Origin of the sequence: Janthinobacterium sp. BJB304 (assembly GCF_002735765.1) — a bacterium.
GTDB lineage: Bacteria > Pseudomonadota > Gammaproteobacteria > Burkholderiales > Burkholderiaceae_D > Janthinobacterium.
This window is the reverse complement of record NZ_PDZN01000008.1, coordinates 219,159-235,908: the sequence shown is the minus strand read 5'-3', so window position 1 is coordinate 235,908 and position 16,750 is coordinate 219,159. Positions and strand designations below refer to the sequence as shown.

Sequence of the window (16,750 nt, the reverse complement as noted above, 5' to 3'; positions counted from 1 at the left end):
AAAGTCCCCTATGTCCGCCACCACCACCGATCTCGCCGTCCTGGCGCGCACCATTAAAGAATGGGGGCGCGAGCTGGGTTTTGCCGAGGTGCGCATCGCCGACGTGGACCTGTCGCACATGGAAGCGCCGTTGCAGGCCTGGCTCGATGCAGGGTATCACGGCGAAATGGATTACATGGCCAGCCACGGCATGAGGCGCGCCCGCCCGGCCGAACTGGTGCCGGGCACGGTGCGCGCCATCAGCGCGCGCATGAACTACCTGCCGCCGGCATTGGGCCCTGACTGGCGCGCGCACGAGGCGGCGCGCGACGCCGACCCCGCGGCGGCCGTGATCTCCGTGTATGCGCGGGGCCGCGACTATCACAAGGTGATGCGTTCGCGCCTGCAGCAGCTGGCCGACCGCATCAAGGGCGCGATCGGCGATTTCGGCTACCGCGTCTTCAGCGATTCGGCGCCCGTGATGGAAGTCGAGCTGGCGCAAAAGGGCGGCCTGGGCTGGCGCGGCAAGCACACTTTGCTGATCAACCGCCAGGGCGGTTCTTTCTTTTTCCTCGGCGAGATCCTCATCGACGTGCCGCTGCCCGTCGACCCGCCGGAGACCCCGCGCTGCGGCCAGTGCTCGGCGTGCATCACGGTGTGCCCGACGCAAGCCATCCTGGGGCCGTACCAGCTCGACGCGCGCCGCTGCATCTCCTACCTGACGATTGAGCTGAAGGGCGCGATTCCCGTCGAGATGCGTCCCCTGATCGGCAACAAGGTGTACGGCTGCGACGATTGCCAGACCGTCTGCCCGTGGAACAAGTTCGCCCAGCGCGCCGTCGTGCCCGACTTCGACGAGCGCCACAGCCTGGGCAGCGCCGGCATGGTGGAGCTGTTCGCCTGGACGGAAGAGGAATTCAACCGCCGCATGGAAGGCAGCGCGATCCGCCGCATCGGCCACGAACGCTGGCTGCGCAACCTGGCCGTCGGCATGGGCAACGCGGCCGCCAAGGCCCGGGGCCAGGCCGACATCGTCGCGGCCCTGCTGTCGCGCCGCGCGCATCCGTCGGCCATCGTGCGCGAGCACGTCGAATGGGCGCTGGCGCTGCACGGCATCGCCTAGCGTTTTTTAAACCTGCTTCAGGCGCAGCGCCGACCACTCGCTGTCGATGGCGATCATCGCCACGCTATCGAGTCCCATTGTTTGCGCAAAACTGCGGATATCGTCTCGGTGGATGTCGCTGCCCGCTTTTATGCCACCCTTGCGGTAGGCCACCCAGACCGCGCCGCCGGGCGCCAGGCGCGCCTGCGCCGCTGGCAGGAACCGCTCCAGTTCCGCGCGGCTGCGCGCGAACAGCAGTAGCCAGTCGGCGTTCTCTCCTTCGCTCACCCGCCGTTTGGCCGGCAACTGCGCCAGCAGGGCGGCATGCTCGCCGCCGTCATTGAGCACGGCCAGGGCTCTGGCATTTTTCACAACCATTTTTTCAGCAACAGTTTTTTCAGGCATGGCATGGGCGTGTCGATTGGGAAAAGACGAGCATAGCAAATTTCTCCTTGACTTATCGATATATCGTTATAAAATGGCGATACCTACTAACGATATATCTTTAAAGAGAAAACATGAGAAACTCACACCACGCAGAACACGGCCATTGCGGCCAACATCACTATCACCATCAAGGCGGGCATCGCCACGAACACCATCACGAATACATCATGCACGGCCGCGGCCCGCGCGGCTTCGACGAGCGCGGCGACGGCATGGGCCATGGCGGCCCCGGTGGCCGGGGCGGGCGCGGCGAACGGGCCGAGCGCGTCTTCGGGCGCGGCGACCTGCCGCTGATCGTGCTGGCGCTGATCGAAATCAGCCCCCGTCACGGCTACGAAATCATCAAGGCCATCGAAGAGCGTTGCGGCGGCGCGTATGCCCCCAGCCCCGGGGCCGTGTATCCGACCTTGACCTTGCTGGAAGAGCAGGACCATGTGACGTCCTCCGAAAGCGCCAGCGGCAAGAAGCTCTACACGATCACGGAGCTGGGGCGCGCGTATCTCGACGAGAACCGCGCCCAGGTGGACGGCATCCTGGCCCGCCTCGACATGTTTGCCCGCGTCCAGGCGCGCAACGCCTTGCCCGAGCGCGTGCGCCAGGCCATGCACACCCTCAAGCATGCGCTGTTGCTGAACAAGACCAATTGGAGCGAAGCGGAAGCCGAGCGCGTGTCCGCCGTGCTGGAACAGGCGGCGAACGCCATCGTCGACGGCCACTGAGCCCACTTTACAAGGACAAGCAATGACTACTGCCTCACCTGCAACACCACGTCCGCATGCCATCGAGCGCGTGCGGCATGACTTGAAACTGCGCGTGCTCACCGTCGTGCGTACCGAACAGCTGACGCCGCACATGCGCCGCATCACACTGGCGGGCGACGACCTGGACGGCTTTGTCTCGCCCGCGCACGACGACCACGTGAAACTGTTCTTCCCCGCGCCGGGCCAGACGACGCCCGTGTTTCCCGTGCTGGGCAATGGCGCCAATCCCATCCAGTATGCGGAAGGGCCGCGCCCCATCGCCCGCAACTACACGCCGCGCCGCTACGACGCCGAACGGCGCGAGCTGGAAATCGACTTCGTGCTGCATGGCGACGGGCCTGCATCGTTGTGGGCGGCGCAAGCGGCGCCCGGCCAGACCCTGGGCGTGGGCGGGCCGCGCGGCTCGATGCTGGTGCCGCTCGACTTCGACTGGTATGTGCTGGTGGGCGACCAGACGGCCTTGCCGGCCATCGCCCGCCGCCTGGAGCAGCTGCCGGCCACGGCGCGGGCCATCGCCGTGATCGAGATCGTCGAAGACGGCGAGCAGATCGCGCTCGAGTGCGCGGCGCAGCTGGACGTGCGCTGGGTGGCACGCAATGGCCGCCAGGGTCCGCTGCTGCTCGACGCCTTGCGCCAGATCGCGCTGCCGTCAGAGGGAGACGGCTACGTGTGGGTGGCGTGCGAGCACGCGCAGGTGCAGGGTTTGCGCGGGCATTTTATCGACGCCGGCGTGCCGAAGCAGCATCTGCATGTGGCCAGTTACTGGAAGCATGGGGCGGCGGAGCACCATGAGCATCACGATGCGTGATGGGGGTGGTGGTGGTGTCGGGTTACGCGCTTTGCGCTAACCCGACCTACGCCGACCTACGTTGCAATATACGGCGTAGGCTGGATTAGCGGCGCGCCAGCGCCGCGTAATCCAACGTTACCGCCATTACTTCAACAACCCCGCCAGCTCCACCGCCGTCTTGACCTGCATCTTGTCGAAGATATGCGCGCGGTGGACTTCCACAGTGCGCATGCTGATGCCCAGCTTGTCGGCCACCACCTTGTTCATCTTGCCCGCCAAAATCAGGTCCAGCACTTCGCGTTCGCGCGTCGACAGGGTGGCCAGGCGCGCGTGCACGGCGGCCAGTTCGCCCGCCTGGCGCGAGTTGGCCAGGCCCTGCTGCACGCGGTCCATCAGGTCGTTGTCGTTGAACGGCTTTTCAAAGAAATCGAAGGCCCCCCGTTTCAGGCTGTCGACGGCCATCGGCACGTCGCCGTGGCCGGTAAGGAAAATTACGGGCAGGCGCGCCGTCAGGTCGCGCTTGACCAGCTGGTCGAACAGGGCGATGCCGTTCATGTCGGGCATGCGCACGTCGAGCAGCACGCAGTCGCCGGCGGCGTCGAAGCCGCCGTCGAGGCTATCGAGAAATTGCTGGGCGCTGGCGTAGCTGCGCGCCTCGATGCTGCGCGAGGCGGCCAGCCAGGAGAGGGAGTCGCGCACGACTTCTTCGTCGTCGATGATGTGTAGCATGGTGTCTCCGGCTTGTCGGTTATTCGTTATTCGTTATTGCCTGGTGCGGCGCGCGGCGCGGCCGGCACGCTGAAGGTAAAGATGGTACCGCCAGCGGGGTTGGCGCCGAAGGTCAGCGCGCCGCCGTGAAATTCGATGGCGGTGCGGCAGATGTTCAGGCCCATGCCCATGCCTTCGGACTTGGTCGAGAAAAACGGCGAAAACAGCCGCTCGGCCACGTCCACCGGGATGCCGTGGCCATGGTCAATCACGTCCACCGTCACCATGCCTTGCTGCGCGTCGTGGCTGGCCCGCAGACGCATGATACGCCGTCCGGGCGCCGCATCCTGCATGGCCTCGATGGCGTTGCGCGTCAGGTTCAGCAGCACTTGCTCGATCATCACGGGGTCGGCGCGCAGCAGCGGCAGGTCCGGCGGCAGCTCTTCCTGGATGGTGACATAGTATTTGCGCGCCTGCAGGTCGATCAGCGCGCGGATGCCGTCGATCAGAGTGCGCAGGGCGATATCCTGGCGCTGCGGTTCGCTCTTGCGCACGAAATCGTGCACGCTGCGGATGATCTGGCCGGCCCGCTGCGCCTGCGCGCTGGCCTGTTCCAGCGCCGGCTTCAGGGTGCCCGGATCGACGGGGGCGTCATGCTCGATGGCGCGGCGGATCAAATTCAAGGCCCCTGTCGTGTAGCTGGAAATGGCCGCCAGCGGCTGGTTCAGTTCATGCGCCAGCATCGACGCCAGCTCGCCCATGGTGGCCAGGCGCGAGCTCGTTTGCAGTTTTTCCTGCTGCTGGCGATTGAGCTCCTCGACCCGCTTGCGGTCCGAGATATCAAGCACGGAACCCATCCAGCCCGTCTGCTGGCCGTTCTTGTCCACCAGCGGCGCTTCGAAGATCAGCACGGGCACGCGCGTGCCGTCCGGGCGCTGGAAATAGGTTTCGAACTGCGGCGTGGGATTGCCGGCCAGGGCCTTGACGAAGCGCTGCTGGTATTCCTCCAGCGCTTCGGGCACCCAGTAGGGCATGGGCGGCAGACGGCCCAGGATTTCCTCGGGCGGATAGCCGACGATCTGGCAAAACGCGGGATTCACGTAGGTGACCCTTCCTTCCAGGTCGCGCGCGCGCATGCCCGTCACCAGCGAGTTTTCCATCGCCGTGCGGAACAGCATCTGCTGGCGCAGCGCGCCCTCGGCCACCAGGCGGCGCGAAATATGCCGCCACAGGGCCAGCAAGCTCCACAGCAAACCCAGCGACAGGGCGATGACGGAGCCGACCAGCAGATTGGGCAGCAGCTTGGGCTGGCTTTTCACGCTGTCGGTAAACAGGGTGATGGTGGCGCCAGGCACGTCGAGCGCGCGCTTGTGCGTGTACACGCCGTGGCCGGGACCGGCGGCGGCGCGCCGCGCCAGCACCTTGTCGTCGCGGTCGATCAGCGAAATCTGGTTATCCTGGGCGAACCACCACGGCACCATTTCATCGAGCAGGCTGCTGATCTGATAGGTGGCCACCAGGCTGCCCACGTAGCGCTGGCCATCGAACAGGGGCTGGTGGTAATCCATCAGCATGGCGCCCGGCGGCGCGTCGGGAAAGCCCGTCTGCTGCGAAGGCTGGGCGTATTGGCCCCGGTGCAGGCGGCGCGCATTGTCGGCCGCCATCAGCGAGGCCGGCGCAAACGACAGGGCGTGCGGCAGCTTGTTGTCGCTGGTGGCCAGTACCTTGCCGCTCGTGTCGAGCCACAGCACGCGCTGCAATTCGCGGCCATTGCGCAGCATCTGCTGCAGCCGTTCGTGCACTTTTTCCGCCGACAGGGAGCCGCTGGCGATGTCCACGCCCAGGTTGAACAGGCTTTCCTCGTTGCGCGCCAGCTGGAAGCGGATGGTCTGTTCCACCCACAGCGTATCGGCGATCAGCTGCTCCTGGCGCTCGTTGCTTTCCATCTGGCGTGCCTGCCAGGGCAGCCAGAACAGGATGGACAGGAACAGCAGCAGCAGGATGACGGGCAGCAGCCAGCGCATCGGACTCGATAGCTTGAAGCGGCGCGCAAGGGTGGGGGGAGTCGGCATGGCTGGCAGGGTAGCGGCTTATCGGGAACCGGCTATTGTGGTTAACCACAATAGCCGAGGCAGTTTCTTTGGCACAATATCCAAGTAGACAAATAATAAAGTTTTTCTAAAAACCACTCAGGAGACAAAAATGCAGATGAAAACCATGTTCGTCGCGCTGTGCGCGGCCATCGGCACCACCGCCGGCGTCCACGCTTACGCGCAAGCCCCCATCGTCATCAAGTTCAGCCACGTCGTGGCGACGGACACGCCGAAAGGCCAGGCCGCAGAACGCTTCAAGCAACTGGCCGAAAAAGCCACGAATGGCAAGGTCAAGGTCGAACTGTACCCGAACAGCCAGCTGTACAAGGACAAGGAAGAACTCGAAGCGCTGCAGCTGGGCGCCGTACAGATGCTGGCGCCGTCGCTGGCCAAGTTCGGCCCGCTGGGCGTGAAGGAATTCGAAGCGTTCGACCTGCCCTACATCTTCCCCACCAAGACGGCGCTGTACAACGTCACCGAAGGCGAAATCGGCAAGAGCCTGCTGAAAAAGCTTGAGCCCAAGGGTATCACGGGCCTGGCCTACTGGGACAATGGCTTCAAGGTGATGTCGGCCAACAAGCCGCTGCATACCCCGGCCGACTTCAAGGGCCTGAAAATGCGCATCCAGTCGTCGAAGGTGCTTGACGCGCAAATGCGCGCGCTGGGCGCCAACCCGCAAGTGCTGGCCTTCTCGGAAGTGTATCAGGCGCTGCAGACGGGCGTGGTCGACGGCACGGAAAATCCGCCATCGAATATGTACACGCAAAAGATGCATGAAGTGCAAAAGCACGTGACCGTGTCCAACCACGGCTACCTGGGCTATGCCGTCATCGTCAACAAGAAATTCTGGGACGGCTTGCCGCCCGATATCCGCACGCAGCTGGAAAAAGCCATGCGCGAGGCGACCACGTTTGAAAAAGCCATTGCCCAGCGCGACAACGACCAGGCCCTCGAGGCCATCAAGAAAGCGGGCAAGACGCAGATCTACACGCTGACGGTGCAGGAACAGGCCGAGTGGCGCAAGGCGCTGGCGCCCGTGCAGAAGGCCATGGAAGGGCGCATCGGCAAGGATCTGATCTCGGCCATCAACAAGGAAAGCGCGAAGTAAGCATTGAGCGCGCCGCGCCGCCTGGCGCGGCAGGCAGGGCATCCCTGCCAGTCCGTTTGAACGACTCCCGCGCGTCCTGCGCGGGAGTGCGTGCACCCGCATTCTTTGAAAGTCCACCATGAAATTTCTGGATCACCTGGAAGAGTGGCTGATCGCGACCCTGATGGGCGCGGCCACCTTCATCATCTTCGTCGCGGTCGTGCACCGCTACCTGGCAGGCTTGCCGATTCCGGGCCTGCAAGACTTCCTGATTCAAATCAACACCAGCTGGGCCCAGGAACTGTGCATCTACATGTTCGTCTGGATGGCCAAGTTCGGCGCCGCGTATGGCGTGCGCACGGGCATCCACGTGGGCGTCGACGTCCTGATCAACCGCATGAACCCCCGCTGGCGCGACCGCTTCATCGTCTTCGGCCTGGCCGCCGGCGCCCTGTTTACGGGCATCGTCGGGACACTTGGCGCCAGCTTCGTGTGGTCGATCGGCCACACGGACCAGACCTCGGCCGACATGGAAGTGCCGATGTGGCTGGTCTACCTGGCCGTGCCGCTCGGTTCCTATCTGATGTGCTTCCGCTTCCTGCAGGTGATGGTGCATTTCATCAAGACGGGCGCCTTGCCAAAACACGACCACTCGCACGTCGAGGGCCTGGAAGATGAACTGACGGCAGAAGAAAAAGGAGCCAAGGCATGAACGCGCTGATTATTTTTGTGCTGCTGCTGGCGCTGATGCTGACCGGCATGCCGATCTCCATCTCGCTGGGCCTGACGGTATTGACGTTCCTGTTCACCATGACCAGCGTGCCCATCGAATCGGTGGCCCTGAAGATCTTCACGGGTATCGAGAAGTTCGAAATCATGGCCATCCCGTTCTTCATTTTGGCGGGAAACTTCCTCACGCATGGCGGGGTGGCGCGGCGCATGATCAATTTCGCCAGCTCCATGGTCGGCCACTGGCATGGCGGCCTGGCGCTGGCCGGCGTGATGGCGTGCGCGCTGTTTGCGGCCGTCTCCGGCTCGAGCCCCGCCACCGTCGTGGCGATCGGCTCCATCATCCTGCCGGCCATGGTCAAGCAGGGCTATCCGCGCGGTTTCGGCGCCGGCGTCATCACGACTTCGGGCGCGCTGGGCATTCTGATCCCGCCCTCTATCGTGATGGTGATGTATTCCGTCAGCACGAACACGTCCGTGGGCAAGCTGTTCATGGCGGGCGTGATTCCCGGCATGATGCTGGCCATGCTGCTGGGCCTGACCACGTGGTTTTTGGCGCGCAAGCACAACTATCCGCGCATGCAGAAGGCCAGCTGGGGCGAGCGCTTCGTCACGTTCAAGAAGAGCGCCTGGGGCCTGCTGCTGATCGTCATCGTCATGGGCGGCATCTATTCGGGCGCCTTCACGCCCACGGAAGCGGCCGCCATGGCTGCCGTGTACGCCTTCATCATCGCCGTCTTCGTCTACAAGGACTTGAAGATCAAGCAAGTGGGCAAGGTCTTGCTCGATTCGGCCGCCATGTCGGCGATGCTGTTGTACATCATCACGAATGCCGTGCTGTTCTCGTTCCTGATGACCAGCGAGAACATCCCGCAAGCGATGGCCGAATGGATCACGGGCAAGGGCCTGGGCGTGATCAGCTTCTTGCTGGTGGTCAACGTACTGTTGTTGTTGGCTGGTAACGTCATGGAGCCGTCGTCCATCGTGCTAATCATGGCGCCGATCTTGTTCCCCGTCGCCATGAAGCTGGGCATCGATCCCGTGCACTTCGGCATCCTGATCGTGGTCAACATGGAAGTGGGCATGTGCCATCCGCCCGTGGGCTTGAACCTGTACGTGGCGTCCGGCATCACCAAGATGGGCATCTCGGAGCTGACCGTGGCCGTGATGCCATGGCTGCTGACGATGCTGGCCTTCCTGGGCTTGATTACCTACGTACCACAAATCTCGCTGTGGTTGCCAAATTTAATTTACAACTAAAACAGTTGTCCCCTTCATGGTGCAAAAAAAGTCGATCCTGCCGAACAAATGCGCTATGATGGGCAGCCTTAAGGGGAAACACGTATATGCATATGCGCCCCGGTAGCAAGGCTGAAATACAGAATTGGCAACAAGGTTAGTGGGGGAGTGGTCTATAAAAACGGTATTGATACCGGGGATATATTGAGGAGACACACGTTTCACAGAAGTTGTTGAGTCATAGCTGTCTGCGGCCACAAGCCGGCACCGGCGGACCCAAACGACCGGGAACGTGAAGCAATATTTGAAGCGCACCGACTGGTGCGCTTTTTTTTCGTGCGCAGGAAACGTCCGCCGGCACGCCCAAAGTCGGTGCATAATTCCCGTGGCGCGGTTTCCGGCGCCGGTAAGTTGCATATATGCCACACTTGAATAATGATCAGCAGATGAAAAAACAACAGGGCAGTGAACTGTTCAGCGCCATCGTGGCCGCGCCGTTCGGCGCCATGGGCGTGCGCGCGCAGGACGGCCAGGTATGCGAACTGGTCTACCTGCCGCCGCACTTTGCCGAGAAAGATCCGCAGGATGCCGTCTCCGAGCGGGCGTGCGAACAACTGGCGCGCTATTTCCGCGACCCCGATGCGCCGTTCGACCTGCCGCTGGCAGGTCTGGGCAGCGCTTACCAGCAACGGGTATGGGCGGCGATCGCCGGTATCCCGCGCGGCCAGGTGCGCACGTATGGCGACGTGGCGCGCCTGATCGGCTCGGCCCCGCGCGCCGTGGGCCAGGCCTGCGGCGCCAGCTGGTTTCCCGTGGTGATCCCCTGCCACCGCGTCACGGCCGCCGGCGGTCTGGGCGGCTTTGCCCACCACGACGACGCGACCGGCTTCCACCTGGGCGTGAAGCGCTGGCTGCTGGCGCATGAAGGCGTGGCGGGCATGGGGTGGTCAACACGATGATGAACAGCCTGCTGGCGCCGGACAACGCCACCCTGATCGACGAATTCTGCGACAGCCTGTGGCTGGAAGACGGCCTGTCGAAAAACTCGCTCGATGCCTACCGGCGCGACATGCGGCTGTTCGCCCGCTGGCTGGAAGTGGCGCGGCCCGGGCGCGAGGGCCTGTACGAGGTATCCACGGCCGACATCGAGGCGTATTTCGCCGCCCGCCACGACGAGAGCAAGGCGACGTCGTCGAACCGGCGCCTCTCCGTGCTCAAGCGGTTTTACCAACTGGCCTTGCGGCACAAGCATATCGCGGCCGACCCATGCCTGAAGATGGTGTCGGCCAAGCAGCCGGCGCGCTTCGTGCATACCTTGAGCGAAGCGCAGGTGGAAGCGTTGCTGGCGGCGCCCGACGTGAGCACGCCGCTGGGCTTGCGCGAGCGCACGATGCTCGAACTCATGTACGCGAGCGGCTTGCGCGTGTCGGAACTGGTGGACTTGCAATCGGTGGAACTGAGCCTGAATGATGGCGTGCTGCGCATCACGGGCAAGGGCAGCAAGACGCGCCTGGTGCCGTTCGGCGAACAGGCGCGGCTGTGGATCGAGCGCTACCTGAAGGAGGCGCGCGGCGTCATCCTCGACGGGCAGATGGACGACGCGCTGTTCGTCACGCGGCGCGGCGGCGCCATGACGCGGCAAATGTTCTGGGTCATCATCAAGAAACACGCGCTGAACGCGGGCATCACGGCGCCGCTGTCGCCGCATACCTTGCGCCACGCATTTGCCACGCATTTGCTCAACCATGGTGCGGACTTGCGTGTTGTGCAATTGTTACTGGGACACTCCGATATTTCCACCACGCAGATTTACACGCATGTGGCCCGTGAACGGCTGAAACTGCTGCACGCGCAGCATCATCCGCGAGGCTAAACATTTGGAGTTTGCTCCAACTACGTCATAATGTGCCTTATATGCTTATCTGTAACATCTAAAAACTAAAGAGGTAGTAAATGGCCAAGACAAATTTCCAATACGAAAAACGGCAAAAAGAGCTGGAAAAGAAGAAGAAAGCCGAGGAAAAAGCCAGGCGCAAGCTGGAAGCGAAAAACAATCCGAAGCCGGCCGATGGCAGCGAGGGCGATGAGCAGGAAGCGGACGACGCAGATGTCGACGCTGATCCAGCCGCCGCTGGCGACGCACCTGCCCAGCCGCAGTAATTCCCCTGTTTCTGACGACCGGTGCGGCATGGCCGCGCCGGTCTCCCCGCGTTTTCCCTTCCCCCGCTACAAGCGCGGCCGCTGGCCGATCGCCAATTGCAGCTGCGTGCTGGCGATGGCCGCATCGGCGCGCGCCTGCACATAACCCTGATACGCCTCATCGGCCGAACGCTGCGCCGCCAGCCATTCCAGCAGCGAGGCATTGCCACTGAAGTAGGACAGGCGCATGCCATCGACCACCTTTTGCGCATCGACCAGCACGCCGTCGCAGTAGCGCGCCAGCCTGTCCTGCGCCGCACGCAGCTGCCGCTGCGCCGTGCGCACCTGCGTTTCCGCCGTCAGTTCCGCCTGGCGCAGGGCCAGCATGGCCTGCGTGACGCCCGCTTCCGCCTGCACCACGTCGCCCTTGTCGCGCCGCGACAGGGGGATGGGGATGGCCAACGATACGCTCAAGGCGCGCGAGCGCGGTGACCCGTCGACGGGATTGCCGCTGGCGTCAAAGCCGTCATGATAGCCGCGCGCGGCGGCCAGGCCCACGGTGACGGTCGGGTCGACCGAGCGGTTGGCGCGCACGAGCGCCGCGCCGTCGCGCAGATTGTCCACGGTGGCGCGGGCGATGCGCACGTCGCTGCGCTCGCGCAGCGCCTGCGGCACCAGGGTGCTGGCATCCTGGTCGGCATACGCGGCGAAGTCGCAGGCCAGCTGCGCGTCCGGAAACAGGCTGTCGAACTGGCGGCCCAAGGGGGGCGACAAATTCAACATGGCGCTGTCCGCCTCGCTGCGCGCCTGCGCCAGCTCGGCCTGGAACTGGTCGCGTTCCACGCGCGACTGCAGCAGCTCGATGCCGCCCACGTCGCCCGCCTTGCGCCGCACGGCATTCGCGTCGACGACTTTCGACAGGGCCGCCATGGTCTGCTCCTTGCGCGCGAGGACCTCGCGCGTGCGGCACGCTTCCGTGAACGCGGCGGCGGCCGTGCCATACAGTTCGCTTTTGAAGCCGGCCACCGCTTCCTCGGCCAGCGCGACATGGCTGTGCGCCGCCTTCAAGCGCGCGGCGCGCTTGCCGCCCGTCTCGATGGCCATGCTGATGGCCGGATTCCATGTAATTGGGCGGTGTTCGATGCTGCGCACGGTCTCGCGCGTGGCGCCCAGGGTGAATTCGGGATCGGGACGCAGGCCGGCGATGCCGATGCCGGCCTTGGCCGAGACGATGTCTTCCTGCTGCGCCTGCAATTCCAGGCTGTGGCTCTCCACGGCGGACAAATAGGTCTCGAAGGTCAACGGGGCGGCGCTGGCGCAGGGGGCGATCAGACAGGCCGCCAGCAATACATTAAAACGTGTCATGGTTCACTCCTTCGGTATCGGTCCGGCGTTGTTGTACATACGCCTCGATCAGGTAATACAGGGCCGGCAACAGCAGCAGGGTCAGCGCCGTCGCCGTCACCAGGCCGCCCACCACGACGGTGGCCAGCGGGCGCTGCACGTCGCTGCCCAGGCCCGTGGCCAGCATGGCCGGCGTCAGGCCCAGGGCGGCCACGGTGGCCGTCATCAGCACGGGGCGCATGCGGTCGCGCGCGCCACCCAGCACGGCGTCGCGCAAGCTCATGCCTTCGTCCGCGCGCAAGCGGTTGATCTGCGCCAGCATCAGCACGGCATTGAGCACGGCCACGCCGAACAGGGCGATGAAGCCGACGGCGCTCGACACGTTCAGGGTCATGCCGCGCAGGTGCAGCGCGGCCAGGCCACCGAGCATGGCCAGCGGCACGGCCAGCAAGACCAGCGCGGGCTGGCGCAGGTTGCGGAACTGGCCAAACAGCAGCAGGAACATGGCGCCCAGGGTCATCGGCAGGATCAGGGCCAGGCGGCTTTGCGCGCGCTGCAGGTTTTCAAACTGGCCGCCCCACTCGACGCTGATGCGCTGGTGCTCGTTGGCCACGGCTTGCGCCACCAGCGGGCGCGCTTCGGCCAGGAAGCCGGCCAGGTCGCGTCCGCGGGCATTGAGGCGCACGATGATGTGGCGCCGCCCCATTTCGCGCACGATCACGCTTTCGCCCGAGGTGGTGCTGATGGTGGCCACCTGCGCCAGTGGCACCCTGGCACCGTTGGCGGCCGTGAGCTTCAGGCTGGCGATGGCGTCCGGGCTGGAACGCGTGGCGGGCGGGAAGCGCACGGCGATGTCATAGCTTTTCTCGCCCACGTAGACCTGGCCGATGGGCGCGCCGCCGATGCCGGTGGCAATCAGGTCGGCCACGTCGGCCGCATTGATGCCGTAGCGGGCCGCCTTCGCGCGGTCCAGTTCCACCTTCAGGTTGGGCAGCGGCGGCTCCACGTCCACGGCCACGTCGGAGGCGCCGTGGACAGTCTTCAGCACATTGGCCACTTTGCCGGCGATGGCGCGCACTTCATCGAGGTCGTTGCCGAAGATTTTCACCGTCAGGTCGCTGTGCGCGCCCGACAATTTATCCTGCACGCCATCGATCATCGGCTGCATGAAGGCGACTGTGACTCCGGGCAGGCGCGCGAAGCGCGCGTTCATTTTCGCGATCAGCTGCTGCTTGCTCATGCCCGACTTCCAGCTTTTGTAGGGATGCAGTCCCACGCTCGCTTCGATGTGCGACGGCGTCCAGTAATCGGTGCCATCGTCGTTGCGTCCCGTCTGCGTGACGATGGTCGACACTTCCGGGAATTCCAGCGCGGCGCGCCGCAGTTCGCTGGCCATCTCCGACGCCTTGTCCAGGGTGATCCCGGGCGGCATCTGCACCTGCAGCCACAGCGAACCCTCATCGAGGTAGGGTAAAAAATCGCGGCCGATGCTGCCGCCCAGGATGGCAAGCGCTGCGAGCGATCCTGCGCACACCATCGCCACCCAGCGCTTCTTGCCCACCATGCGTTCGAGGAAGCGCCCGTACGCGGACGCCAGCTTGTCCAGCGCGCGGTTATGGAAGGTGCGGCGCGGCTTGCGCAGGGCCAGCCAGGCCAGGCCAGGGATCAGCACCAGCGCCACCACCAGCGCGCCCGCCAGCGCCGCACCCACCGCATACGCCATCGGTGAGAACAGCTTGTACTCGATGCGCTGGAAGGCGAACAGGGGCAGGTAGGCGGCGATGATGACGGCCATGCCGAACATGATGGGCCGCGCCACCTGCAGGGTCGCCTCGATGGCGTCCTGCAGGGTCAGGGGACGGTCCTGCTCCCGTTCGCGGCGGCGCAGCATGTTTTCCAGCACCACCACAGAGCCGTCGACGAGGATGCCGAAGTCGATCGCTCCCAAGGACAGCAAATTGGCGGGAATCTTAAAGTGGTGCATGAAGATGAAAGCGATCAGCAGGGCCAGCGGGATCGTCAGCGCGACGATGGCGGCCGCGCGCGGGCTGCCCAGATACAGCAGCAGCACGAGGGCGACGAGCAGCATGCCTTCGCCCAAGGTAAATCCCACCGTGTGCAGGGTGGCGTCGATCAGCGAGCTGCGGTCCAGGTAGGGCACGACCTTGACGTCCTTCGGCAGCACGTTGGCGTTCAGGTCATCGACGGCCGCATGGATGCCGGCCAGCGCCTCGGACGGGTTGAAATCCTTCAGCAACAGGGTGATGCCTTCGATGGTGTCGGGGTTGTCGTCCTTGCCCAGGATGCCGCGCCGCTCCACGTTGCCGTAAGCGAGCTTGCCCAGGTCCTTCACCAGCACGGGCACGCCGTCCTTGCTGCTGACGACGACGTTGCCCATGTCATCGAGCGAATGCAGCAGGCCCACGCCGCGCACCACGTACGATTGCTGGCCGCGGTCGATCACGCTGCCGCCGCCGCTGACGTTGTTGGCATTGATGGCGTCCTTCACCTGCGCCAGCGAGAAGCCGTAGCTGTCCAGTTTTGCGGGATCGAGTTCCAGCATGAACTGCGTCGTCAGGCCGCCGAAATTGCTGACGTCGGCCACACCGCGCACCTGCTGCAGGCGCGGGATCACGGTCCAGAACTGCAGCTCGGACAGTTCGCGTAAAGACCGTGTTTTCGACTCCAGCGTGTAGCGGTAGATTTCGCCCGTGGGCGAGGTGTAGGGATCGAGTCCCGGCTTGGCGTCGTACGGCAGGTTCACGCTGGCCAGGCGCTCCTGCAGCCGTTCGCGCGTGAAGTAGCCGTCGCTGCCATCCTCGAACACCACGGTGATCAGCGACAGCGCGAACAGGCTGCGCGTGCGCAGCACGTGCATGCCGGGCGTGCCCAGCAGGGCGCGCTCGAGCGGTATGGTGATCTGCTGCTCGATCTCCTCGGCGCCCAGGCCCGGCACCTGCGTGACGATCTGCGAGGTCACGTCGGCGATGTCGGGATAGGCTTCGATGGGCAGCTGCTTCCAGCAGTAGACGCCGTAGGCGGCGACGAACAGCAGCACCAGCCAGACGATGCCGCGCCGCTGGCAGCAGGTGGCGATGAAACGGTCAATCATTGAGCAGCACTCCTTCCTTGACGACGATGCGTTCGCCCGCTTTCAGGCCGGCGAGGATTTCCACCTGATCTCCATGGCTGGCGCCCACTTCCACCGTGCGCGGCGTGAATGCCAGCGGGCTGCGCTCGACCATCACGCGCGTCGATGGCCCGCTTTGCAGCACGGCGGCCGCGGGCACGAGGAGGGCGCGGCGGCTGGCGCCGGCGAACCCCGCGTGGGCAAACATGCCGGGCTTGAAGGTGCCGGCGCGGTTGTCGATGGCCACGCGCACTTTCACCGTGCGTGTCTCGGGATCGAGCACGGCGCCCACATACGCGACCTTGCCCTCGAAAGCCTTGCCGGGCCAGGCGTCGACGGTGATGCGCGCCGTCTGGCCCACGGCCACTTGCGCCAGGTCCCTTTCGGCCACGTTGGCCGACAGCCACACGGTGGAGAGATCCGCCACCGTCATGACGGGCGCGTTGATATCGTTCCAGTAGCCGCCCTGGGCGCCTTCCATGGCGATCACGGTGCCGGCGATGGGTGAGCGCAGCACGTAGTCGCGGCGGGTGCCGCGTGTGCCGCGCGCGCCGGCGCCGTACTGGGCCAGCTTGTCGGCGCTGGCCTGCGCGTCGCTGCCGGCCTGCGCAAAGGCCGCCTGGGCCGCTTCATATTCCTTGCGCGCGGCGATTTCCGCCTCGAACAGCGTTTTCTGGCGCTCCAGTTCCTGGCGCGCCTGCAGCAGGGCGGACTTCGCCTTGCTGTCGTCCGCGTAGGCGGCGCTCAGTTCCGCCGAGTCGAGCGTGAACAGCGGGTCGCCCGCCTTCACGCTGTCGCCCAGGGCGCGCTGCAAGCGCGTGATGCGCCCGGCCAGGGGCGGCGTGATCTTCACCAGTTTTTCCGGCATCGCTTCGATGCTGCCCGGCGCCTCCGTCTGCGTGGCGATCTCCTGTTCCTGCACGGCGGCGATCTGCAGGCGCTGGCGCAGCGGCGACATCCTGTCGACGGCGATGCTGCCGTCGTCCAGATGCATCGATTGGACGGGCGGCGTGGCTGCCGCCGTCGGTTTGGCGCAGCCGGCCAGGGCCGAGCAGGCGAGAGCGAGGGCGCAGCTGGCGCCCAGGGCGTTGCGGGTGGTCGTGTTCATCCCGTGTTTCCTTGTTATTGATGGTGATGGGGCGTGCGTGGATGCCGTGCCCAGGCGGGCGGTCAGAGGGGAGCGCGGGCAGCGGTATGACAGC

General features: G+C 64.9%; 15 protein-coding genes. 9 read left to right on the top strand and 6 right to left on the bottom strand.

Annotated elements, in window-relative coordinates; all coding sequences use genetic code 11:
- Positions 1-10: 10 nt before the first annotated feature.
- Positions 11-1,102: a tRNA epoxyqueuosine(34) reductase QueG gene (gene queG / locus CSQ95_RS12130; RefSeq protein WP_099409701.1), complete on the top strand. Its 1,092-nt coding sequence runs from the start codon at positions 11-13 to the stop codon at positions 1,100-1,102.
- A 6-nt stretch (positions 1,103-1,108) separates the two neighbouring features.
- Here the strand turns inward: queG and CSQ95_RS12125 are convergent, their stop codons facing one another.
- Positions 1,109-1,453, bottom strand: coding sequence for a DUF3052 family protein (locus tag CSQ95_RS12125; RefSeq protein ID WP_180279040.1), 345 nt, complete (start codon positions 1,451-1,453; stop codon positions 1,109-1,111).
- A 146-nt stretch (positions 1,454-1,599) separates the two neighbouring features.
- Between CSQ95_RS12125 and CSQ95_RS12120 the strand changes: the two genes are divergently transcribed.
- Together CSQ95_RS12120 and CSQ95_RS12115 are read left to right on the top strand one after the other, a co-directional pair.
- Entirely contained in the window at positions 1,600-2,247 is a 648-nt protein-coding gene (locus CSQ95_RS12120; protein WP_099409699.1) for a PadR family transcriptional regulator, read from the top strand.
- A 22-nt stretch (positions 2,248-2,269) separates the two neighbouring features.
- Positions 2,270-3,097: a siderophore-interacting protein gene (locus tag CSQ95_RS12115; protein WP_099409698.1), complete on the top strand. Its 828-nt coding sequence runs from the start codon at positions 2,270-2,272 to the stop codon at positions 3,095-3,097.
- 126 nt (positions 3,098-3,223) lie between these two features.
- Here CSQ95_RS12115 and CSQ95_RS12110 read toward each other — a convergent pair whose 3' ends face one another.
- Both CSQ95_RS12110 and CSQ95_RS12105 read right to left on the bottom strand, forming a co-directional pair.
- Positions 3,224-3,808 (bottom strand): response regulator transcription factor, encoded by a 585-nt coding sequence (locus tag CSQ95_RS12110; protein ID WP_070287725.1) that lies wholly within the window; start codon positions 3,806-3,808, stop codon positions 3,224-3,226.
- 26 nt (positions 3,809-3,834) lie between these two features.
- Positions 3,835-5,859, bottom strand: coding sequence for a PAS domain S-box protein (locus tag CSQ95_RS12105; RefSeq protein ID WP_257218036.1), 2,025 nt, complete (start codon positions 5,857-5,859; stop codon positions 3,835-3,837).
- Between the two features lie 136 nt (positions 5,860-5,995).
- Between CSQ95_RS12105 and CSQ95_RS12100 the strand changes: the two genes are divergently transcribed.
- The 6 genes from CSQ95_RS12100 (at position 5,996) to CSQ95_RS12075 (ending at position 11,095) form a co-directional block, all read left to right on the top strand.
- Positions 5,996-6,988, top strand: a complete 993-nt coding sequence (locus tag CSQ95_RS12100) for a TRAP transporter substrate-binding protein (RefSeq protein ID WP_373631888.1) — start codon at positions 5,996-5,998, stop codon at positions 6,986-6,988.
- A gap of 118 nt (positions 6,989-7,106) precedes the next feature.
- Positions 7,107-7,679 carry a TRAP transporter small permease gene (locus tag CSQ95_RS12095; protein WP_099409695.1) on the top strand — a complete coding sequence of 191 codons (573 nt, stop codon included), beginning with the start codon at positions 7,107-7,109 and terminating at the stop codon, positions 7,677-7,679.
- Positions 7,676-8,956: a TRAP transporter large permease gene (locus tag CSQ95_RS12090; protein ID WP_070223052.1), complete on the top strand. Its 1,281-nt coding sequence runs from the start codon at positions 7,676-7,678 to the stop codon at positions 8,954-8,956. Before CSQ95_RS12095 ends, CSQ95_RS12090 begins: the two co-directional genes overlap by 4 nt.
- A gap of 425 nt (positions 8,957-9,381) precedes the next feature.
- Positions 9,382-9,894 carry a methylated-DNA--[protein]-cysteine S-methyltransferase gene (locus CSQ95_RS12085; protein WP_099409694.1) on the top strand — a complete coding sequence of 171 codons (513 nt, stop codon included), beginning with the start codon at positions 9,382-9,384 and terminating at the stop codon, positions 9,892-9,894.
- Positions 9,891-10,808 (top strand): site-specific tyrosine recombinase XerD, encoded by a 918-nt coding sequence (xerD, locus tag CSQ95_RS12080; protein WP_257218035.1) that lies wholly within the window; start codon positions 9,891-9,893, stop codon positions 10,806-10,808. The genes CSQ95_RS12085 and xerD overlap by 4 nt, the downstream gene beginning before the upstream one ends.
- An 80-nt stretch (positions 10,809-10,888) precedes the next feature.
- The gene (locus CSQ95_RS12075; protein WP_099409693.1) at positions 10,889-11,095 is read left to right on the top strand and encodes a hypothetical protein; all 207 of its coding nucleotides are present in this window, start codon (positions 10,889-10,891) and stop codon (positions 11,093-11,095) included.
- Positions 11,096-11,161: 66 nt separating this feature from the next.
- On the opposite strand, the gene CSQ95_RS12070 is transcribed toward CSQ95_RS12075, so the two are convergent.
- Genes CSQ95_RS12070 through CSQ95_RS12060 form a run of 3 tightly spaced genes read right to left on the bottom strand, consistent with a single transcriptional unit; the run spans position 11,162 to position 16,656 of the window.
- Positions 11,162-12,439 carry a TolC family protein gene (locus CSQ95_RS12070; RefSeq protein ID WP_099409692.1) on the bottom strand — a complete coding sequence of 426 codons (1,278 nt, stop codon included), beginning with the start codon at positions 12,437-12,439 and terminating at the stop codon, positions 11,162-11,164.
- Entirely contained in the window at positions 12,426-15,530 is a 3,105-nt protein-coding gene (locus tag CSQ95_RS12065; protein ID WP_099409691.1) for an efflux RND transporter permease subunit, read from the bottom strand. Before CSQ95_RS12065 ends, CSQ95_RS12070 begins: the two co-directional genes overlap by 14 nt.
- Positions 15,523-16,656: an efflux RND transporter periplasmic adaptor subunit gene (locus CSQ95_RS12060; protein ID WP_099409690.1), complete on the bottom strand. Its 1,134-nt coding sequence runs from the start codon at positions 16,654-16,656 to the stop codon at positions 15,523-15,525. Before CSQ95_RS12060 ends, CSQ95_RS12065 begins: the two co-directional genes overlap by 8 nt.
- Positions 16,657-16,750 lie beyond the last annotated feature (94 nt).

Bases quoted from the DNA above. Each gene is read 5' to 3' on its own strand.
- queG (WP_099409701.1), top strand. From the start codon at position 11: ATGTCCGCCACCACCACCGATCTCGCCGTCCTGGCGCGCACCATTAAA.
- CSQ95_RS12120 (WP_099409699.1), top strand. From the start codon at position 1,600: ATGAGAAACTCACACCACGCAGAACACGGCCATTGCGGCCAACATCAC.
- CSQ95_RS12115 (WP_099409698.1), top strand. From the start codon at position 2,270: ATGACTACTGCCTCACCTGCAACACCACGTCCGCATGCCATCGAGCGC.
- CSQ95_RS12110 (WP_070287725.1), bottom strand. From the start codon at position 3,808: ATGCTACACATCATCGACGACGAAGAAGTCGTGCGCGACTCCCTCTCC.
- CSQ95_RS12105 (WP_257218036.1), bottom strand. From the start codon at position 5,859: ATGCCGACTCCCCCCACCCTTGCGCGCCGCTTCAAGCTATCGAGTCCG.
- CSQ95_RS12100 (WP_373631888.1), top strand. From the start codon at position 5,996: ATGAAAACCATGTTCGTCGCGCTGTGCGCGGCCATCGGCACCACCGCC.
- CSQ95_RS12095 (WP_099409695.1), top strand. From the start codon at position 7,107: ATGAAATTTCTGGATCACCTGGAAGAGTGGCTGATCGCGACCCTGATG.
- CSQ95_RS12090 (WP_070223052.1), top strand. From the start codon at position 7,676: ATGAACGCGCTGATTATTTTTGTGCTGCTGCTGGCGCTGATGCTGACC.
- CSQ95_RS12085 (WP_099409694.1), top strand. From the start codon at position 9,382: ATGAAAAAACAACAGGGCAGTGAACTGTTCAGCGCCATCGTGGCCGCG.
- xerD (WP_257218035.1), top strand. From the start codon at position 9,891: ATGATGAACAGCCTGCTGGCGCCGGACAACGCCACCCTGATCGACGAA.
- CSQ95_RS12075 (WP_099409693.1), top strand. From the start codon at position 10,889: ATGGCCAAGACAAATTTCCAATACGAAAAACGGCAAAAAGAGCTGGAA.
- CSQ95_RS12070 (WP_099409692.1), bottom strand. From the start codon at position 12,439: ATGACACGTTTTAATGTATTGCTGGCGGCCTGTCTGATCGCCCCCTGC.
- CSQ95_RS12065 (WP_099409691.1), bottom strand. From the start codon at position 15,530: ATGATTGACCGTTTCATCGCCACCTGCTGCCAGCGGCGCGGCATCGTC.
- CSQ95_RS12060 (WP_099409690.1), bottom strand. From the start codon at position 16,656: ATGAACACGACCACCCGCAACGCCCTGGGCGCCAGCTGCGCCCTCGCT.